The organism is Pseudomonas sp. WS 5411, assembly GCF_012985595.1.
GTDB classification, from domain to species: domain Bacteria; phylum Pseudomonadota; class Gammaproteobacteria; order Pseudomonadales; family Pseudomonadaceae; genus Aquipseudomonas; species Aquipseudomonas shahriarae.
This window is the reverse complement of record NZ_JAARMC010000011.1, coordinates 119,999-139,692: the sequence shown is the minus strand read 5'-3', so window position 1 is coordinate 139,692 and position 19,694 is coordinate 119,999. Positions and strand designations below refer to the sequence as shown.

The following is a 19,694-nucleotide window of genomic DNA, read 5'->3' as shown; positions in this document are numbered from 1 at the left end:
GACGGTATACCTAGAGGGCACCGAACACTTTCTTCGCCAGGCTGGTCGCGGCGGCTGCCGGGTTCTGGCGAATGCTTTCTTCCTGTTGGGCAATCATCTTGAACAGGCCGTCCAGCGCTTGCTCAGTCACGTAGTTTTCGACGCTGTCGCTCTTGCCACCCAGTAAACCCAGGGGCGCCTTTTTGGCGAGCGCGTTGTATTGCTGGGCTACACCGACCTTGTCCGTGGATTGCTTGACGATCGGCAGGAACTTGGCGCGGATCTGCTCACGGCTGCTTTTGTCCAGATACTGGGTCGCCGAATCCTGGCCACCGCTGAGGATGCCCTTGGCGTCGTTCACGCTCATGTTTTTCACGGCATTCACCAGAATCGGCTGGGCCTGGGTCACGGCGGATTCGGCGGCCTTGTTCATGCTGGCTTCAAGCTGGGTGATCTGATCGCCCATGCCGAGCATTTTCAGGGCGCCGGCAGCTTTCTCCAGCTTGCCCGGCAAACCGATCTTGACCTCGGGGTTGTTGCTGAAGCCACCGGGAGCCCCCAGTTGCTTGACGGCTATCTGTGCGCCTTGGGTCAGGGCGTCCTTGAGGCCGCCGGTAGCGTCGCCCTGGGACAGGTCGCCGAGGGACAGGGCCATGGCGTTGGCACCGAGCAGCAGGCCGGCACACAAGGTGGTGAGGCGAAGAGAGTTACGGAGCATGGGCGCTTCCTTTTAATCGACTGGATCAGTGGGCAACGGCGTCAACGCGCAGGCGCAGCGGCTGGGAATCCTGGCCGTTCAACTGCACCGAATGGCGCTCGGTGGTGATAAACATTAGCTTGCCATCCAGCTCGATGCGAGCGCTGACCGAATAGCTGTGGCCAGGCTTGACCTGGGCCGGGTCGTAGCTCAGGTGGAAGGGCAGCGGCACCTGGCCGTTGACCGGGCCTTTCTGCTCGGCCAGGGTGACGGCGGGCGCATCGGCCAGGGACACATCCTGCAGGCTGACGCTCAAGGTCGCGGCAGGCGGCAGGGCGATGCGTTGCAGGTAGAACACCTCGCCATCAAGGCTGGCTTTGGGCGCAGGATTCATCGAGTGACAGGCTCCCAGCAGGGCGGTCAGGCCCAAGAGGATGATTTTTTTCATGGTACAGCTCCTTGTCAACGGCGCCAGAAACACCCTGGCGCCCTGGTAAATCTAGCGGGTTTCGTCCGCCTCGGCGTCCGGTGCGGGCGCTTCTTCATTGCGGTGCAACGCGACCTGGCGGATCGACAGGCGAATCTCCGCCGGCAACACCCGTTTGGCTGCGCCTTCGGCCAATTCGCCGAGCAGGTCGTGGTAACTCAACTTGCCGGCTTCATCGCGACGCAGCACATCTTGCTCGAGCAGCGTCTGAATAAAATGTCGGAAAAGGCTCTTATCGAAGAACTCCGGGGCATTCAGGCCATGCAGGATCGACAGGCGCTGGGCCATGACCGTGCACAAGTCTTCCAGCTCTTCGGCGCTGATGCTGTTCTGGCCGCTGTTGAGCAGCAGGGAAATGGCCATGTAGAAGCGTTGCAGGGTCTGGGCAATGCTCTTGGACAGCAGGGTCAGCAGCACAAAGTTGCGCGAGCTGGGCGCCGGGCGCAGGTAGATGTTGTTTTCAAAGCGCAGCAGACCTTGTTCTACCAAGGCTTCGAGCCACTGGTCGACCACTGCGTCAAGTTCGTCCAGGGTCCAGCGGATGAACAACTCCGATTGCAGGTACGGATAGAGCGCACGGGTGTAGCGCAGGATCTGTTCGCGGCTCATGCGCGAGCTGCTCTGGAAGAAGCTGGCCAACAGCGCCGGCAGGGCGAAGATATGCAGCACGTTGTTGCGGTAATAGGTCATCAGGACGGCGTTTTGCTCGTCCAGATAGAGGATCTTGCCCAGGGCATCACTCTGTTCCGACAGCAGGTTCATGTCCTTGACGTGCTTGATCAAGGCCTGGCCGTCACCTTCGGGCAGCGTGGTGTGAGGCGAGTAGGGCACCCGGCGCAGCAGCGCCAGGTACAGGTCCAGCACCCGGGCCATGGCCTGGTCGTCCAGGGCCAGGCGGCTGGTGGACAGTAGCGCCAACGCTACCAGGTTCACCGGGTTGATCGCGGCCGCCTCGTTGAGGTGCTGGGCCACGCGCTCGCCGAGGCGGTTGGTGGTCTCATTCAACCAGGCCGGCTTGTAGTTCGGTGCCAGATCCTGGGCGCGCCAGTCCGGTTGCTCCTGGTCGAGGAATTCCGCCAGCTTGATCGGCTCGCCGAAGTTGACCGCCACCTGGCCAAAGCGCTGCTTCAGCGCGCCAATGACCTTGAAGATATCGAAGATCGACTCTTTCTTTTTCGTCGCCCCGCGCAGTTCGCCCAGGTAGGTGCGGCCTTCCAGCACCCGTTCATAGCCGATATACACCGGCACAAACACGATGGGCATGCGCGAGGAGCGCAGGAAGCTGCGCAGGGTGATCGCCAGCATCCCGGTCTTGGGTTGCAACATGCGCCCGGTGCGCGAGCGGCCGCCTTCGACGAAGTACTCCACCGGGAAGCCCTTGGTGAACAGGGTATGCAGGTATTCGTTGAACACCGAGGTGTACAGCGGGTTGCCTTTGAAGGTACGGCGCATGAAAAACGCCCCGCCGCGGCGCAACAGGCTGCCGATCACCGGCATATTGAGATTAATCCCGGCAGCAATGTGCGGCGGGGTCAGGCCGTTCTTGAATAGGAGGTAAGACAGCAGCAGGTAGTCGATATGGCTGCGGTGGCAGGGCACGTAGATCACTTCGTAGCCCTGGGCGACCTTTTGCACACCTTCGATATTGTTGACCTTGATGCCGTCGTAGATCTTGTTCCAGAACCAGCTCAGCACCACTTCGAGGAAGCGGATGGCGGTGTAGGTGTAGTCCGAGGCAATTTCGTTGCCATAGCGCAGGGCCTGGGCCTTGGCTTTTTCCGGGGTGATCTTTTCCCGCTCGGCCTCGTCGAGGATCGCCTGGCGCACCAGTGGCATATTCACCAGGCCTTTGACCAGGTTGCGCCGGTGGGACAGGTCGGGGCCGATCACCGCAGTCTTCAGGTTGCGAAAGTGTACCCGCAGGATCCGTTGGGCCATTCGTACGGTGCGTTCGTGACCTTTATTGTGCTCGATCAATTCACGCAGGTTGATTGGCGCAGAGAATTGCACTCGGGTCTTGCGCCCCAGGATCAGGATGCTCAACAGCCGGCGCAGGCGCCCGGTGACTGCCCAACTGTCGGCGAACAGCAGTTTCCAGGGGCTCGACTCGCTGGCGGGCGACTGGCCCCAGAACACGCTGACCGGAATGATCTGGGCGTTTTCTTCGGCATGCTCGGTCAGGGTGTTGACCAGGCGGGTCAGGGTCGGCGGCGCGCCGCGCTTGTCCTGGCGGCCGAGCCAGTCCGGGTCCGGGGTCAGGTAGAAGAACGCCGCCGGTTCCATCAACGGGCCAACGGACACCGGCAGCACCGGGCGCGGCAAGCCGGCCTTGGTGCACTCGGCATCCACCACGGCCAGTTCGGTCAGGGAGGGCGATTGCAGGACGTAGAACACCGGCCGGCTGCGGTCCAGGTTAAGGGTGAGGGACGACTGGTTGATCGTCTCCGAGCGAACCCAGAGGTACAACAGTCGGCGCAAGGTGCCAAATACCAGACGGCGGAACGGGGAGCGGGTCATAGGCGTGCTGCTTTGAGTGGAAAAAACCGAGCAGGCGCTCGGGCGGGTAGTGTGCCGTATTCGCCGAAAATCGGCAAAAAAGCAGCGATGTAAAGTTGAGTTGATCGTTTTTGAGCCTGTCTTATACTCGGCAGTTCAATGCGACTGACTCAACAATAAAAACCAGTGGGAGCAAACAGATGACAACGCGCGAAACCGGCAATGTGAAGTGGTTCAACGACGCCAAGGGCTATGGTTTTATCCAGCGGGAGGATGGCAAGGATGTGTTTGTGCACTACCGCGCTATCCGCGGTGAAGGACACCGCTCCCTGGCCGAGGGCCAGCAGGTGGAATACGCCGTGGTGACCGGCGACAAGGGCTTGCAGGCTGAGGATGTAGTCGGTCTTTAAAGCAGGTTTCTGCAACGCCGCTGAACCCATGTGGGAGCGGGCTTGCTCGCGAAAGCGCTGAATCAGTCACTGTAGAGGTTGACTGATTGACTGCTTTCGCGAGCAAGCCCGCTCCCACATCTGATTGGGTTCACAGTTCAGAATCAGGTGGTTTTCCAGGTGATCTGCTCTTCACCGTCGGTGCTGATCCGAATCCAGGTGTCGGCGCTTTCTTCACCTTCTTCCTCGACCCACGTCCCCGGCGCGCAGCGCACTTCAACGTTCAGCGCGGCAAAGGCCGCACGGGCGCAGGCGATGTCGTCTTCCCACGGGGTCTGGTCGCTTTCCAGGTACAGGCTGTTCCATTTGCCCACGGCCTTGGGCAGCCAGGTCACTGGCACATTGCCGGCCTTGCACTTGTAGGTCTGGCCCTTCTGTACCCAGTCGGTGCACGGCCCCAGGGCAGCGCCGAGCCAGGCGGCGATAGCCTTGTAGTCGACGTCGGCGTCCTTGAGGTAAATCTCGATATCGGGTTGGCGCATGGATGTTCCTCGTTGCGGGATTCGAAAATCCATTCGCGGATTCAGGGTGGGCGCAAAGGCCCGGAATAGTCGGTTATTGAAGCACGAAATAGTCGTAGCGCATCGACACGGTGACCAGCAGCGGTTCAGCCTGCTCGATCACCTGGGCGCGGCGCTCGGCGCTGGCACGCCAGCCATGGGGGGTCATCGCCAGCAGATTGGCGCGGTCCTCGGGGGCGGCCAGGCTGAGCTTGAACTCCAGCACTTCGCTGTGTTGCAGACTCATGCCTTCTGGCACCAGGGCCAGGTGCTTGTCGTCGGTGTACTCGCGCACTTCGTCGTACAGGCGTTCGCGCAGTTCCATCAGGTGGCCGCTGGTCGGCCCGACCTTCATCAGGCCGCCGCCGGGGCTGAGCAGGCGCTTGGCTTCCTGCCAGTCCAGGGGGCTGAACACGCTGGCGAGGAACTGGCAACTGCCGTCGGCCAGCGGCACGCGGGCCATACTGGCGATCAGCCAAGTCAGCGTCGGGTTGCGTTTGCACGCGCGCTTGACTGCTTCCTTGGAAATATCCAGGGCATAACCATCGGCGCGCAGCAGGGCATCGGCGATTTGCGCGGTGTAGTAGCCTTCGCCGCAACCGATATCCAGCCAGCGCTGGGGTTTGCGTTCGGCTGCCAGGGCGGCCAGGCGCCTGGCCACTGGCGCGTAGTGCCCGGCATTGAGGAAGTCGCGGCGCGCTTGCACCATGGCCAGGTTATCGCCTGGGTCACGGCTGTTCTTGTGCTGCACCGGCAACAGGTTCAGGTAACCCTGGCGGGCCCGGTCGAACCGGTGCCCGGCCGGGCATACCACGCCACTATCCACCTCATTGAGGGGCGCACTGCAAATGGGGCAAGCAAGCATCAGGCGAGCAACTTGATCAGGGTCTGGTAGTAGATTTCGGTCAGCACATCGAGGTCGCTGGCCAGAATGCGCTCATTGACCTGATGGATCGTCGCGTTGACCGGGCCCAGTTCCACCACTTGAGTGCCGAGGGTCGCGATAAAGCGCCCGTCGGAGGTGCCGCCACTGGTGGACGCCTGGGTCTCGCGGCCGGTAATGGCCTTGATGCTGGCGGACACCGCATCGAGCAGCGCGCCCGGCTCGGTCAGGAACGGCAGGCCCGACAGCGCCCACTCCACATGCCAGTCCAGGCCGTGCTTGTCGAGAATCGCCGCGACCCGCTGTTGCAGGCCTTCGACGGTGGACTCGGTGGAGAAACGGAAGTTGAACACCGCCGTCAGGTCACCCGGGATCACGTTGGTGGCGCCGGTGCCGGAATTGAGGTTGGAAATCTGGAAGCTGGTCGGCGGGAAGAAGGTATTGCCGTTGTCCCAATGCTCGGCGGCCAGTTCGGCCAGGGCCGGGGCGGCCAGGTGGATCGGGTTCTTTGCCAGGTGCGGGTAAGCCACGTGGCCTTGCACACCGCGCACGGTCAGGGTCGCACCGAGGGAGCCGCGACGGCCGTTCTTGACCACATCGCCCACCAGGGTGGTGCTCGACGGTTCACCGACGATGCACCAGTCCAGGCGCTCCTTGCGTGCTGCCAGGCGCTCGATCACTGCCTTGGTGCCGTGGTGCGCCGGGCCTTCTTCGTCGCTGGTGATCAGGAACGCCACCGAACCCTTGTGGTCCGGGTAGTCCCTCACAAAGCGCTCGGAGGCTACCAGCATCGCGGCCAGGCTGCCCTTCATGTCGGCCGCGCCACGCCCGCACAACATGCCGTGTTCGTCGATCAGTGCGTCGAACGGGTCATTCTGCCAGGCCTGCACCGGGCCGGTCGGGACCACGTCGGTGTGGCCGGCGAAGCACAGCACCGGGCCTTCATGCTTGCCGTGGGTGGCCCAGAAGTTGTCCACATCCTCGATGCGCATCGGCTCAAGCGCAAAGCCGGCGTCGCCCAGGCGCTGCATCATCAGCTTCTGGCAATCGGCGTCGATCGGTGTCACCGACGGGCGGCGGATCAAGTCGATAGCGAGTTGGAGGGTCGGCGAAAGGTCGGCGTGGGCCGTCATGGGAAAACTCCGAAGGTGTGTCAGGGCGCAAGACGAGAGTGAAATATATCCAATGTGGGAGCGGGCTTGCCCGCGGTGCAGGCGCCGCGGTGTAGCACTTGCACCGCAGCGATGCCATCGCGGGCAAGCCCGCTCCCACAAGGGGGGGCAGTGGCTGCCTGAACCCATAAAGGGCCGTTATCTTATAGCAAAACGGCGACCAGAGGCCGCCGTTTAGTGCATTGCGCAAGTTTTTACGCGGCCGTCGCGGGCTCCGCCACCGCTGCCGGTTTCGGCAGTGACGAGAGGAATGCCATGATCAGCGCCGCCACATACGGCAGTGATTGCACCAGCAGCATCACCACCCAGAAGCGCATGTCATTGCTTGGCAGGCCCTGCACCAGGTAGATCCCCAGCGCCGCGCCCCACAGCAGCAACATAATGAACATCTCTTCGCGGGCTTCGGAAATCGCTACCCAGAAGCCGTGGTTATCCGCGTTTTTCGGTGTACGAAAGAACGGAATACTGGTGGTGAAGAAGCCATACAGCACTGCCTTGGCGATGGTATGGGACAACGCCAACCCGGCCAGGGCTGCGCAGAACGCATCCTTGAGGTTCACACCAACGGCGCGGCGGTAGAGGAAGATGATCTTGCCGACCTTGAACACAAACAGCGCCAACGGCGGGATTGCGAAGATCAGCAACGGCGGGTCGACCCGGGTCGGCACAATGATCATCGCCGCCGACCACAACAGGGCACCGACGGTGAAGAAGATGTTCATGCCGTCCGCTACCCACGGCAACCAGCCCGCGAGGAAGTGGTAGCGCTGGCCACGGGTCAGCTCAGTGTCCTTGCCGCGCAGCAGGCTGGCGGTGTGGCGCTTGATGATCTGGATCGCACCATAGGCCCAGCGGAACCGCTGTTTCTTGAAGTCGATAAAGGTATCGGGCATCAGGCCCTTGCCGTAGCTGGTGTGGTAGTACGCAGCCGACAGACCTTTCTCGAATACCCGTAGGCCCAGTTCGGCGTCTTCACAGATACACCAGTCGGCCCAGCCCAGTTCTTCGAGCACCGAGCGGCGGGTCATGGTCATGGTGCCGTGCTGGATGATCGCGTCGCGGTCGTTGCGGGTGACCATGCCGATATGGAAGAAGCCTTTATATTCGGCGTAGCAGAGCTTCTTGAAGGTGCTTTCGTTCTGGTCGCGGTAATCCTGGGGCGATTGCACCACGGCGATTTTCGGGTCGGCGAAGTGCGGCACCATGTGCTTGAGCCAGTTGGGCGATACACAGTAGTCCGAGTCGATCACCGCGATCACTTCGGCATCCTTGGCGGTGTGCGGGATCAGGTAGTTCAGCGCGCCACCCTTGAAGCCGGCCAGGGGCGCGACGTGGAAGAACTTGAAGCGCGGGCCCAGGGTCAGGCAGTAGTCGCGTACCGGTTCCCACACCGCCGGGTCCTTGGTGTTGTTGTCGATGATCAGGACTTCGTAGTCCGGGTAATCGAGGGCGGCCAGGGCGTCGAGGGTCTGTTTGACCATTTCCGGCGGCTCGTTGTAGCACGGCACATGGATGGAGACTTTCGGGCGGTAGTCCGAATCCCCTTCAACCGGCAGGAATTCACGCCGGCGTTTGTGGGTCCAGACCGCTTCCGCCAGTTCATGGGCCTCGGTCAGCAACACGATAAACACGCCCATGGCACCCAGCGCGAGCAAGAAGCCCACAGTCAGACTGAACCAGGTGCTGTATTGCTGGCTGTAGTCGTAGCCGATCCAGACCAGCACCGAGCCGCACAGGAACGCGATAAAGGTCAGGAAGGTGCGACCACGCTGGCGCAGGGACGAGCCGTCGATCATCAGCAAGGTCAGCGACAGCAGTGCCAACACCACCGAGCCGATGGCCAGCACCCGCCATTGCGGAATCGCCACGACCGGCCCTTCAAAGTTGAATTTCTGCTGGCGCGCGGCGTTGAACACGCCCCAATAGGCGCCTACCGAGCCTTCGTCACTGGCTTTCCAGGGTTGGTCGAAGGCTTCGATCACGAAGTAGTTGTAGCCCTGGCGGTTCAGCTTGTTGACCAGAGTGCGCAGGTAAATGGCCTGGTCAGCCGGGGAGGCGTCCGCGCCACCGCGCATGCGGCCATTGCTCGGCCAGCCGACTTCCGACAGCAGCAATGGCTTTTTCGGGAAGGTCTTCTTCAGATCCTTGGCCCGGTCGAGGACGAATTGCCCGGCCTGGGCCATCGGCACATGTTCCCAGTACGGCAGAACGTGCGCGGCGATCAGGTCGACATGCTTGCCCAGTTGCGGGTTGTGTTCCCAGATATGCCACTGCTCGGAGGTAGTCACTGGCACTTTGACGGCGGCGCGCACCCGGTCCAGCAGGACAATCAGCTCTTCGGGGGTAATCTCCTTGCGGAAGATGGCCTCGTTGCCGACCACCACACGTACCACGCTGCGCGAGCTGTTGGCGATCTCGATGGCCCGCTGGATTTCGCGCTCGTTGCGCTCAAGGTCCGGGCTGATCCAGATCCCCAGGGTCACACGCAGGCCGAACTCTTCCGCCAGCTTGGGGATATTCCCCAGAGGGCCGTCGACCGAATAGGTCCGAATGTTGTCCGTCAGCTTGCTCATGATCGCAAGGTCCTGACGCATTTGTTCGTCGGTCGGGTACTGGTCTTTTTGCGGGTACTGGCCCTGCTGGAACGGCGAGTAAGAAAACCCGGAAATCTGCTGAGGCCAGTTGGGGGTAGTGACCGGGCGGTTGATCAGCGCCCAGAAACCGGTGAACAGCGCGGCAATTGCCAGCACCACCACCAGGTTGAGTCCAAATTTACGCGATGACATAGCTGTTTCGGGTTCCAAAGGGTGTGGAACGAATAGACGTGTTGGTGTACGCCGAACGGCGCGCATCCTACCATCGGCCCTGCACTCTGCGTACAGCAAGCCAGGAAAAACCGGGCATTGGGCAGCGAAAGCGTCGGTAAGTTCTTTACTTATAGCTTGTAGCTTAGAACTTATCGCTGCGTAGCCCTATAATGCGCGCCGGTTTTTGGGGTAATGGTCATGAGTACAGAAGATCCACGGTTTGCCGGCGTCGCCCGCTTGTATGGCATTGAAGGCCTGGAACGCTTGAAAGCGGCCCATGTGGCCATCGTCGGCGTGGGCGGTGTCGGCTCGTGGGCCGCTGAAGCCATGGCCCGTTGTGGGGTGGGCGAGATTTCGCTGTTTGACCTGGACGACGTGTGCGTCAGCAACAGCAACCGTCAGTTGCACGCCCTGGACAGCACGGTGGGCAAGCCCAAGGTCGAAGTGATGGCCGAACGCCTGCGTGCGATCAACCCCGATTGCACGGTGCACGCGGTGGCGGACTTCGTAACCCGCGACACCATGGCCGAGTACATCACGCCGACCATCGACTGCGTGATTGACTGCATCGACGCGGTCAACGCCAAGGCGGCGCTGATTGCCTGGTGCAAGCGCCGCAAGATCCAGATCATCACCACCGGCGGCGCCGGCGGGCAAATTGACCCGACGCTGATCCAGGTGTGCGACCTGAACCGCACCTTCAACGACCCGCTGGCCTCGAAAGTGCGCTCCACCTTGCGCCGCGACTACGGGTTCTCGCGCACCGTGACCCGGCACTACAGCGTGCCTTGCGTGTTCTCCACCGAACAACTGCGCTATCCCAAGCCCGATGGCAGCATCTGTTTGCAAAAGAGTTTTGTCGGTGATGGCGTCAAGCTGGACTGCGCCGGCGGGTTTGGCGCGGTGATGATGGTGACGGCAACTTTTGGCATGGTCGCGGCGACCAAGGCGGTGGACAAGATTGTGGCTGGGGTGCGCAGGCCGTCCGAGCGGGTCAAGCCCGCCTGAATCTCACGGCTGGACATCCATCACAGTGTGGGAGCAGGCAAGCCAGCTCCCACATTCAGTTTTGTGTTTGGCTCAATTGGCGCATGCGCTGCAGGACCGCATTCAGGCCATTACTGCGCGACGGCGACAATTGACGGGAAAGCCCCAACTGGTTGAACCAGTCGGGCAGGTCGACTGCCTGTAACGCCTCCGCCGACAGACCATTGACCCGCGCCAGCAGCAATGCCACCAACCCGCGAATCAAGCGTGCATCACTGCTGGCGGCAAACTGCCAATGGTCGTCGCGCAAGCATCCCACCAGCCACACCAGGCTTTCACAGCCCTGCACCAGGTTGGCGTCGACCTTGTCTTCAGCCGCCAACGCCGGCAGCCGCTCGCCCCATTGCATCAACAAGCGCGCGCGTTGCTCCCAGCTGCCGACGGCCTGAAAGGCCTGCAACGCGACACGTGCATCTGCGGGCAGGCTCATCGCAGCATGTCCAGGGCCTGATCCAGCGCTTCAAAGAAACGCTCCAGATCATCGGAGTCGTTGTACAACGCCAGGGAAACCCGGATCGCCCCCGACAGATGCAGGCTCTTGAGCAAAGGCATCGCACAGTGATGACCGGCGCGTACCGCGATGCCCTGCTCGGTCAGCAGGTGGGCGAGGTCGGCGTTATGCACGCCCTCTACCACAAAGCTGGCCAGGGCGACTTGCGGCGAGCCCAGCAGATGGACGCCCTTGCGTGCCTGTAGGCCGCGCAAGAGGTAGTCGTGCAGTGCCGCTTCGTGGGCGATCACCGCCTGTTGATCCAGGGAATTGAGGTAATCCAGGGTCGCCCCCAGGCCAATCACCCCGGCAATCGGTGGCGTACCCGCCTCGAAGCCCAGGGGCGCCGGACGGAAGCTGGCGCTGTGGTAGTCCGCCTGCTGCACCATCTCGCCGCCAAACTGCCAGTGGCGCAGCCGATGCAGGGCTTCTGTGCGGCCGTAAAGCACGCCGACGCCGTCCGGACCATAAAGTTTGTGGCTGGAAAATACATAGAAGTCGCAGCCCAGGGCCTGCACGTCATGGCGACCGTGGACGATGCCCTGGGCGCCATCCACCACGGTCAAGGCGTCGTGGGCCTTGGCCAGTGCCAGCAACTGCGGCAACGGCTGCCAGACGCCCAGCACGTTGGACAACTGGCTCACCGCCAGCAGGCGGGTGCGTGGGCCGATCATCGTGGCGGCGGCTTGCAGGTCGATCAAACCCTCATCGTCGAGGGGCAGCACCACCAGCGTGAGCTCGCGGCGTTTGGCCAGTTGCTGCCAGGGCAGCAGGTTGGCGTGATGTTCCAGGGCGCTGATGACAAGCTCATCGCCCGGGTTGAAAAGGTGCTCCAGGCCATAGGCCAGGAGGTTCAGCGCAGACGTCGCGCCGTGGGTAAAGATAATCTGCCCGCTGTCACCGACGTTGAGCCATTGCGCCACTTTGCTGCGACTGTCCTCGAACGCCTGGGTCGCATGGGCGCCTGGCAAATGCTGGGCACGGTGCACATTGGCCGCGCCATTGGCGTAGTAATGGCCAAGGGCGTCCAGCAGGGCTTGAGGTTTTTGCGTGGTAGCGGCGTTGTCCAGATAGGTCTGGTCTTGCCGTTGCAAGGTGGCGATGGCCGGGAAATCGGCGCGCCAGGGCGAGGGCACAAGCATGGGTTCAAGACTCATATGAACCGGCCGTGCTGCAAGGCACGGCCGGTTCCGGTGGCATCGAGTCGCTGCTTAGTTGTGAGCGTGCAGCGCTGCGTTCAGTTCGATGGCCGACTTGTGGGTTTTGCACTCCACGGCACCGGTCTCGGAGTTACGGCGGAACAGCAGGTCCGGCTGGCCAGCCAGTTCACGGGCCTTGACCACCTTGACCAGTTGGTTCTGCTCATCGAGCAGCGCCACTTTAGTGCCGGCAGTCACGTACAGGCCCGATTCCACGGTGTTGCGGTCGCCCAATGGGATACCGATACCGGCGTTGGCGCCGATCAGGCAGCCTTCGCCCACCTTGATCACGATGTTGCCGCCGCCCGACAGGGTGCCCATGGTGGAGCAACCGCCGCCCAGGTCCGAACCTTTGCCGACGAAGACGCCAGCCGATACACGGCCTTCAATCATGCCCGGGCCTTCGGTGCCCGCATTGAAGTTGATGAAGCCTTCGTGCATCACGGTGGTGCCTTCGCCCACATAGGCACCCAGGCGCAGACGTGCGGCATCGGCGATACGCACGCCGGCCGGGACCACGTAGTCGGTCATTTTCGGGAACTTGTCCACCGAGAACACTTCCAGCAGCTCGCCACGCAGGCGCGCTTCCAGTTGGCGCTCGGCCAGTTCGCCGATGTCGATCGCACCCTGGCTGGTCCAGGCCACGTTCGGCAGTTGCGGGAACACACCCGCCAGGCTCAGGCCATGGGGCTTGACCAGGCGGTGGGAGAGCAGATGCAGCTTGAGGTAGGCCTCTGGGGTGGAGGTCAGTGCGGCATCTTCGGCCAGCAACGTGGCGACCAGCGGCTTGTGGCTTTCGGCCAGGCGGGTCAGCAGGGCGGCCTGGGTGGCATCTACATTTTTCAGTGCATCAGCCAGTTGCGAGGCTTGGGCAATGGTGAAGGTGATCGCCTGGTTGCCTTCGGTGTAGCCAAGGATCGGCGCGATGGCAGCGACGATTTCGGCCGAAGGGTTGAGCAATGGCTGCGCGTAAAACACTTCCAGCCAAGCACCTTGGCGGTTCTGGGTGCCGACGCCGAAGCCCAGGCTGAACAGGGAATTGGACATGCTGTTACCTCTACAAAAATGAAGTGGCTGGCCTACTTGAGGGCCGCCGAATAACTATCTGGCTTGAAGCCAATCAGGGTTCTGTCACCGAGATCGAGCACTGGGCGCTTGATCATCGAGGGTTGTGCGAGCATCAGTTCAACGGCTTTCGCCTGGTCGAGATCGGCTTTGCGTTCGTCTTCGAGTTTGCGAAAGGTCGTGCCTGCACGGTTCAAAACCACCTGCCAACCGTGCTCATTGCACCATTGGGTCAAGTGTTCGCGGTCGATACCGGCCGTCTTGTAGTCATGAAACTCATAGCTGATGGCATTTTCATCGAGCCAGGTACGGGCCTTTTTCATGGTGTCGCAGGCTTTGATGCCAAAAAGGTGCAATGTTTTGCTTGAATCGGTCAAGGAACTGCCCCCTTTGGGCTGCTGGAAACAAACGATCACGGATTATGCCACGACAAAACAGTTTGGGTGCCGCTCGTCACTCCTTACGGTACGAGGTGCGACTTATGTGCAAAAGCCCGGCAACAGCATAGGCAGCTAATATGGCACTTCAAAGGCGCGTTGTTGCCTCAAGTGTGTCATTGCAAGTCGATTGTCCGGGAACCCCGCTTTATGCAAACCGCCTACACCGTTCTTATCCTGCTGATGCTGGTCAGCGTTTCGCGTCTGGTCGGGCGTGTGATCCCTTTGCCGTTGCCGTTGGTGCAGATTGGCGCTGGTGCCTTGCTGGCGTGGCCGACCCTGGGGCTGCATGTGGCGTTGGACCCTGAATTGTTTCTGTTTCTGTTCCTGCCGCCGTTGCTGTTCTCCGATGGCTGGCGCATGCCCAAGCGTGAGCTGTGGCGCCTGCGTGGGCCGATCCTGACGTTGGCCGTGGGGCTGGTGCTGTTTACCGTGGTGGGCGCCGGGTACTTTATCCACTGGTTGTTGCCGAGCATTCCCTTGCCGGTGGCTTTCGCCCTGGCGGCAGTGTTGTCGCCGACGGATGCGGTGGCGGTGTCGGCGATTTCCCAGAACCGCTTGCCCACGCCTTTGATGCACATGCTTCAGGGCGAGGCCTTGATGAATGATGCGTCGGGCCTGGTGACCTTCAAGTTCGCCCTGGTGGCCGCGTTGACCGGGGTATTTTCCCTGGCCGATGCCAGCCTGACATTTGTGCTGGTGGCGGTCGGTGGCCTGGCCATTGGCGTAGCCTTGAGCTGGCTGGTGGGGCGCCTGCGGGCCTGGATGATTGCCCGGGGCTGGGATGATCCGGCGACCCATGTGGTGTTTATGTTGCTGCTGCCGTTTGCGGCGTATGTGTTGGCTGAACGCCTGGGCGCCTCGGGGATTCTCTCGGCCGTGGCGGCGGGCATGATGCAGAGCTGGCTGGACCTGCTGCCACGCCAGACCAGTACACGCTTGCTCAATCGCAGTGTCTGGTCGTTGCTGGAGTTTGCCTTCAACGGTTTGATCTTCCTGCTGCTGGGCCTGCAGTTGCCGGACATCATCAAGGCGGTGACCAGCCACGAAGCCACGCTGTGGCCGACCTTGTTCTATCGCTGCCTGGACGTGATCGCGATCTTCCTGGTGTTGTTGGTGTTGCGGTTTATCTGGGTACAGAGCATTTGGCGTCTGTCCGGTCTGCTGCGTCGCCTGCGCGGTAAAAGTGAGCTGACACTGGTGCCCACCGCGCGGTCCTGCTGGTTGTTGACGGTTGGCGGGGTGCGCGGGGCGGTGACCCTGGCCGGTGTGATGTCGGTACCGTTGCTGATGGCGCCTGGCCAGGCGTTTCCCGAGCGCGACCTGCTGATCTTCATTGCCGCCGGGGTAATCCTGTTGTCATTGGTCGCCGCCTGTATCGCCTTGCCCTTGTTGTTGCGGGGGATCGAGAAGAGCCCGGATGACAAGCGGCGCGGCGAGGTGCGTGATGCCTGGAAGAAAACCGCCGAAGCCGCGATTCATGCCCTGGAAGCAGAGGAGGCCGCCGACGCGGCGCCCCTGGATGCGGCCCAGGCTGCACTGGCGGCAGAGCTCAAGGCACGGATCATGTCGGAATATCGCCATCAACTGGAGGTGTTCAATGACTCGGCCGAAGCCCAGGCGCTGGCGCTGCAGATGGATCATCTGGAGCGCAAGTTACGGCTCAAGGCCCTGCGCGCGCAGCGATTGGAGCTGTATAGCCTGAGCCGTCACCACCAGATTGGCGATGACGTGCTGCGCGAAGTGCTGGCTGACCTGGATATGAGTGAGGCCAACCTGGGGACCCAGAAATAACCGAGTGGGCTGACTTACCCCCGTTGCCCTTGCGCGATCTCAACGCGCAGGCCGCTACCGGGCGGGAGTGGCCCCTGTCATCAACGACGACGCTGGATGAAGTTGCGCATCCGTTCGGCGGCTTCAACGCATTCGGTCAATGGCGCAACCAATGCCAGGCGCACCCGTCCGGCCCCTGGATTGAAGCCATCCACTTCCCGCGACAGGTACGAGCCCGGCACCACGGTCACATGTTCTTCCGCGAACAAATCGCGGCAGAACGCGGCATCGTCGCCCTCGACGTTCGGCCATAGGTAGAAGCCCCCATCGGGGTTTTGCACGTCGAGTACCGGCTTGAGAATCGCCAGTACGGCGTCGAATTTTTCCCGATACAGGTCACGATTGGCCTGTACATGAGCCTCGTCCTGCCACGCGGCGATGCTTGCCAGCTGGGTTTGCACCGGCATCGCGCAGCCGTGGTAAGTGCGGTACAGCAGGAAGGCCTTGAGGATTTCCGCATCTCCGGCCACAAACCCCGAGCGCAGGCCCGGCAGGTTGGAGCGCTTGGACAGGCTATGGAACACCACGCAGCGCTTGAAGTCCTGGCGGCCCAGCTCGACGCAGGCGCTGAGCAGGCCTGGCGGCGGGGTTTGCTCGTCGAAGTACAGCTCGCTGTAGCACTCGTCGGCGGCGATCACGAAGTCGTACTGGTCGGCCAGGGCAATCAGTTTTTTCAGGGTGTCGACCGGGATCAGTGCGCCGGTCGGGTTGCCGGGTGAGCACAGGAACAGGATCTGGCAACGTTTCCAGATATCGGCCGAGACCGCGTCGAAATCCGGGTTGAAGCCGTTTTCATCCAGGCACGGCAGGTAGTGCGGCTTGGCCCCGGCGAGGAACGCTGCGCCTTCGTAGATCTGGTAGAACGGGTTCGGGCTGACCACCAGGGCATCGTCACCCCGGTTGACCACGGTCTGGGTGAAGGCGAACAGGGCTTCGCGGGTGCCATTGACCGGCAGGATATTGCGCGCCGGGTCCAGCCAGCCCTTGGGCACGTCGAAACGCCGTTCGCACCAGGTGCCAATGGCCTCGCGCAACGCGGGGATCCCCAGGGTAGTGGGGTATACCGCCATCTGATCCAGATTGTTGGCCAGGGCCTGGGCAACAAAATCCGGGGACTTGTGCTTGGGTTCACCAATGGACAGGGCAATCGGGCGCTTGTCCGGGTTTGGTGTGACGCTGCCCAGCAGGGCACGCAATTTCTCGAACGGGTAGGGTTGCAGTTGGTTCAGGGCGTTATTCATCGGGGCCTCTATCGTTGAGCGCGGCCCTGTGGGAGCTGGCTTGCCTGCGATGGCATCGCCTCGGTGCACCAGATACACCGCGCCGCCCGCATCGCAGGCAAGCCAGCCCCTACAAGGTCCGCGTCCACAGGGAAATTAAATTCAACTCAAATGGTTATTCTGGACAACTCCGCGCCAGGCTCCTGATTCACGCTCAATTGCGCGACGATGGCGTCCTGCAAGCGGCGGCACAGTTCAGGGTCGGACAGTGGCTGGTTGTCGGCATCGGTAATAAAAAACACGTCTTCGACCCGCTCGCCCAGGGTGGCAATCTTGGCGTTCTGCAACGACAGGTCAAACTCCAGGAAAATGCCGCCGATCCGCGCCAGCAGGCCAGGGCGATCGGGGGCGCTGAGCTCGAGTACCGTCACCGGGCGCTGGGCATCGTTGTGGATCGTCACCTCAGGCGCAAAGGCGAAGTGCTTGAGCTGGCGCGGTACCCGGCGCTGGATGATGGTCGGGTAGTCGTCCGGGTTGCGCAGGGCCTCGGTCAGGCCCTCGCGGATCTTCTTCACGCGTTCGGGGTTGTCGCCGATGGACTCGCCTTCGGTGTCGAGCACGATATAGGTGTCGAGGGTGAACTGGCTGCTGGAGGTAATGACCCGCGCGTCATGGATGTTCAGGTTCAACTGGTCCATTGCGGCCACGGTCACGGCGAAGAAGTCATGCTGGTCCGGCGCATAGATAAAGATCTGCGTGCCGCCTTCGAATTCGCGCTGGGTGGTTTCCTTGATCAGCACCAATGGGCCGCCGTCGGCCGGCTGCTGCAGGATCGCGTCGGTATGCCAGGCCACGTCGCCTGCGGTGTGGCGCAGGAAGTAATCATCCCCCAACTGCGACCAGAGTTGCTCGACATCGTCCGGGTCGTTGCCGCCGCGCACCAGGATATCCAGGGCCGCGTTCTGGGTGCGGCGGATCTGCTCTTCGCGGTCCACCGGGTTCTCCAGGCCGCGGCGCAAGGCGCGCTTGGTCTCGGTGTAGAGCTGGCGCAACAGACTGGCGCGCCACGAGTTCCACAAGGTCGGGTTGGTGGCGTTGATGTCGGAGACGGTCAGCACGTACAGGTAGTCGAGACGGGTTTCGTCGCCGACGATCTGCGCAAAGTCATGGATCACCTGCGGGTCGGACAAGTCCTTGCGCTGGGCGGTGGTGGACATCACCAGGTGGTTCTGCACCAGCCAGACGATCAGGCGGCTGTCCCACTGCGGCAACTGGTGGCGCTGGCAGAAGGCTTCGGCATCCACTGCGCCGATTTCCGAGTGGTCACCATGCCGGCCCTTGCCGATATCGTGATACAGGCCGGCCAGGTAGATCAGTTCAGGCTTGGGCAACTTGGCCATTAGCTTACTGGCCAGCGGGAATTTCTCTGACACCTGGGTGTATTGCAGCTTACGCAGGTGTTTGATCAGGTTCAGGGTATGGGCGTCGACCGTATAGATGTGGAACAGGTCGTGTTGCATCTGCCCGACAATAAAACCGAACTCCGGCAGATAGCGCCCGAGGATGCCGTAGCGGTTCATGCGCCGCAGGTTGCGGTGAATGCCGACCTTGCACTTGAACAGCTCGATAAACAGGCTGGTGTTGCGGATGTCGTGGCGGAACTCGTCGTCGATCAGGTGACGGTTTTCCCGCAGCAAGCGGATGGTATCGGCGCGCACGCCCTTGATTTCCGGTTGCTGGGCCATCAGCACGAAGATTTCCAGCATGGCAAACGGCGTGCGTTTGAACACGTTGTCGTTACGTGCCTCGATATAGCCATCGTGCAGTTGGAAGCGGGCGTTGATCGGTTGTGGCGGCGCTTCGTCTTCGGGGGCCAGGATTACTTCTTCGAAGTGCTGGATGATCAGGTCGCTGAGCTGGGCGATGCTCATGACCACCCGGTAGTACTGCTGCATGAAGCTTTCGATGCTGGTCTTCGCGTCTTCGCCCTCGAAGCCCAGCAGGGTGGCGATGGAGCGCTGGTGGTCGAACAGCAGGCGGTCTTCGGAGCGTCCGGCCAGCATGTGCAGGGCGTAGCGCACCTTCCACAAGAACTCCTGGGACGAGGCCAGCAGGGCGTTTTCGCTCTCCACCAAAAAACCTTCGCCGGCCAGGGCCCGCAGGTTCAGGGTGCCGTACTGGCGACGGGCGACCCACAAAATGGTCTGGATATCCCGCAGCCCGCCGGGCGAGCCCTTGACGTTGGGTTCCAGGTTGTATTCGGTGTCGTTGTACTTGTGATGCCGGGCTTTCTGCTCGGCGCGCTTGGCCAGGAAGAACTCCTTGCTCGGCCACATATGCGCGGTGCTGGTGACTTCCAGCATGCGCTGGCGCAGACGCTCGGGGCCGCAGATGGTGCGGCTTTCCATCAGGTTGGTGACCACGGTCAGGTCGGCGCGGGCTTCTTCGGCGCATTCAGCCACCGAACGCACGCTTTGGCCGACTTCCAGGCCGATATCCCACAACAGCGTCAGAAAACGCTCGATGGAGTCACGAAAGATCTCATGGTCGGCGCTGTCCAGCAGGATCAGCAGGTCGATATCGGAGTAGGGGTGCAGTTCGCCACGGCCGTAGCCGCCGACGGCCACCAGGGCGATATCGGCGTCCTCGCTCCAATCAAACTGCTCCCAGGCCTTTTGCAGGATGTTATCGACGAACCAGGCGCGATCCTCGATCAGCCGGCGAATCTCCCGGCCGCTGCGAAAGCGCTCGTCGAGCACCTCGCGGGCCTGGCGGATGGCCTTCTTGAAGGCTGCTATGGGGCTGGCCTTCAGCGCCAGTTCCGCCTGGAACTGGCCACGGTCGAAGAGTTCGGGATCCACCTGGGGCATTGATCGGCTTTCCTTTCTATCTAGGTGTAGGTCACAACATTGCTATCTGGAAAGCCCGCAGCA

Annotated in this window: 16 protein-coding genes; 3 read left to right on the top strand and 13 right to left on the bottom strand. The window is 61.9% G+C overall.

The features are described from left to right. Positions 1 to 10: 10 nt before the first annotated feature. From HBR93_RS16850 to plsB, 3 genes are read right to left on the bottom strand one after another with little or no spacing between them, the layout of a single operon-like run. Positions 11 to 697 carry a DUF4197 domain-containing protein gene (locus HBR93_RS16850; protein ID WP_057441761.1) on the bottom strand — a complete coding sequence of 229 codons (687 nt, stop codon included), beginning with the start codon at positions 695 to 697 and terminating at the stop codon, positions 11 to 13. 25 nt (positions 698 to 722) lie between these two features. Further along, complete coding sequence (locus HBR93_RS16845) at positions 723 to 1,124, bottom strand: YbaY family lipoprotein (RefSeq protein WP_057958684.1); 402 nt, start codon at positions 1,122 to 1,124, stop codon at positions 723 to 725. Between the two features lie 51 nt (positions 1,125 to 1,175). After that, positions 1,176 to 3,680 (bottom strand): glycerol-3-phosphate 1-O-acyltransferase PlsB, encoded by a 2,505-nt coding sequence (gene plsB, locus HBR93_RS16840; RefSeq protein ID WP_120731793.1) that lies wholly within the window; start codon positions 3,678 to 3,680, stop codon positions 1,176 to 1,178. 179 nt (positions 3,681 to 3,859) lie between these two features. Between plsB and HBR93_RS16835 the strand changes: the two genes are divergently transcribed. Next, on the top strand, positions 3,860 to 4,069 hold the full coding sequence (locus tag HBR93_RS16835; RefSeq protein ID WP_057441757.1) for a cold-shock protein: 210 nt from the start codon (positions 3,860 to 3,862) through the stop codon (positions 4,067 to 4,069). A 143-nt stretch (positions 4,070 to 4,212) separates the two neighbouring features. Here the strand turns inward: HBR93_RS16835 and HBR93_RS16830 are convergent, their stop codons facing one another. The 4 genes from HBR93_RS16830 to HBR93_RS16815 form a co-directional block, all read right to left on the bottom strand. Then, entirely contained in the window at positions 4,213 to 4,590 is a 378-nt protein-coding gene (locus tag HBR93_RS16830) for a hypothetical protein (RefSeq protein WP_057445111.1), read from the bottom strand. Positions 4,591 to 4,663: 73 nt separating this feature from the next. Continuing rightward, positions 4,664 to 5,473 (bottom strand): putative RNA methyltransferase, encoded by an 810-nt coding sequence (locus HBR93_RS16825; RefSeq protein WP_169960722.1) that lies wholly within the window; start codon positions 5,471 to 5,473, stop codon positions 4,664 to 4,666. Continuing rightward, positions 5,473 to 6,624 carry a succinyl-diaminopimelate desuccinylase gene (gene dapE, locus HBR93_RS16820; protein WP_057441751.1) on the bottom strand — a complete coding sequence of 384 codons (1,152 nt, stop codon included), beginning with the start codon at positions 6,622 to 6,624 and terminating at the stop codon, positions 5,473 to 5,475. Before dapE ends, HBR93_RS16825 begins: the two co-directional genes overlap by 1 nt. A gap of 233 nt (positions 6,625 to 6,857) precedes the next feature. Continuing rightward, positions 6,858 to 9,449, bottom strand: a complete 2,592-nt coding sequence (locus tag HBR93_RS16815; RefSeq protein WP_057958688.1) for a glycosyltransferase — start codon at positions 9,447 to 9,449, stop codon at positions 6,858 to 6,860. A 213-nt stretch (positions 9,450 to 9,662) separates the two neighbouring features. On the opposite strand from HBR93_RS16815, the gene tcdA reads away from it, so the two are divergent. Continuing rightward, positions 9,663 to 10,478, top strand: coding sequence for a tRNA cyclic N6-threonylcarbamoyladenosine(37) synthase TcdA (gene tcdA / locus HBR93_RS16810; RefSeq protein ID WP_076962157.1), 816 nt, complete (start codon positions 9,663 to 9,665; stop codon positions 10,476 to 10,478). Positions 10,479 to 10,533: 55 nt separating this feature from the next. Here the strand turns inward: tcdA and HBR93_RS16805 are convergent, their stop codons facing one another. The 4 genes from HBR93_RS16805 to HBR93_RS16790 all read right to left on the bottom strand — a co-directional run bounded on the left by HBR93_RS16805 (position 10,534) and on the right by HBR93_RS16790 (position 13,594). Next, positions 10,534 to 10,947 carry a SufE family protein gene (locus tag HBR93_RS16805; protein ID WP_057439918.1) on the bottom strand — a complete coding sequence of 138 codons (414 nt, stop codon included), beginning with the start codon at positions 10,945 to 10,947 and terminating at the stop codon, positions 10,534 to 10,536. Beyond that, complete coding sequence (locus HBR93_RS16800) at positions 10,944 to 12,149, bottom strand: cysteine desulfurase (protein ID WP_057439916.1); 1,206 nt, start codon at positions 12,147 to 12,149, stop codon at positions 10,944 to 10,946. The genes HBR93_RS16805 and HBR93_RS16800 overlap by 4 nt, the downstream gene beginning before the upstream one ends. A gap of 69 nt (positions 12,150 to 12,218) precedes the next feature. Next, positions 12,219 to 13,253: a 2,3,4,5-tetrahydropyridine-2,6-dicarboxylate N-succinyltransferase gene (dapD, locus tag HBR93_RS16795; RefSeq protein WP_057439915.1), complete on the bottom strand. Its 1,035-nt coding sequence runs from the start codon at positions 13,251 to 13,253 to the stop codon at positions 12,219 to 12,221. A gap of 32 nt (positions 13,254 to 13,285) precedes the next feature. Beyond that, a complete protein-coding gene (locus HBR93_RS16790) occupies positions 13,286 to 13,594 on the bottom strand; it encodes an arsenate reductase (RefSeq protein ID WP_232545463.1) in 309 nt (102 codons plus the stop codon). A gap of 264 nt (positions 13,595 to 13,858) precedes the next feature. On the opposite strand from HBR93_RS16790, the gene HBR93_RS16785 reads away from it, so the two are divergent. Further along, positions 13,859 to 15,502 (top strand): Na+/H+ antiporter, encoded by a 1,644-nt coding sequence (locus HBR93_RS16785; RefSeq protein WP_169960721.1) that lies wholly within the window; start codon positions 13,859 to 13,861, stop codon positions 15,500 to 15,502. 80 nt (positions 15,503 to 15,582) lie between these two features. Here the strand turns inward: HBR93_RS16785 and dapC are convergent, their stop codons facing one another. Both dapC and HBR93_RS16775 read right to left on the bottom strand, forming a co-directional pair. Beyond that, entirely contained in the window at positions 15,583 to 16,782 is a 1,200-nt protein-coding gene (dapC, locus tag HBR93_RS16780) for a succinyldiaminopimelate transaminase (protein ID WP_057439911.1), read from the bottom strand. 146 nt (positions 16,783 to 16,928) lie between these two features. Continuing rightward, entirely contained in the window at positions 16,929 to 19,631 is a 2,703-nt protein-coding gene (locus HBR93_RS16775; protein WP_115127527.1) for a [protein-PII] uridylyltransferase, read from the bottom strand. Positions 19,632 to 19,694 lie beyond the last annotated feature (63 nt).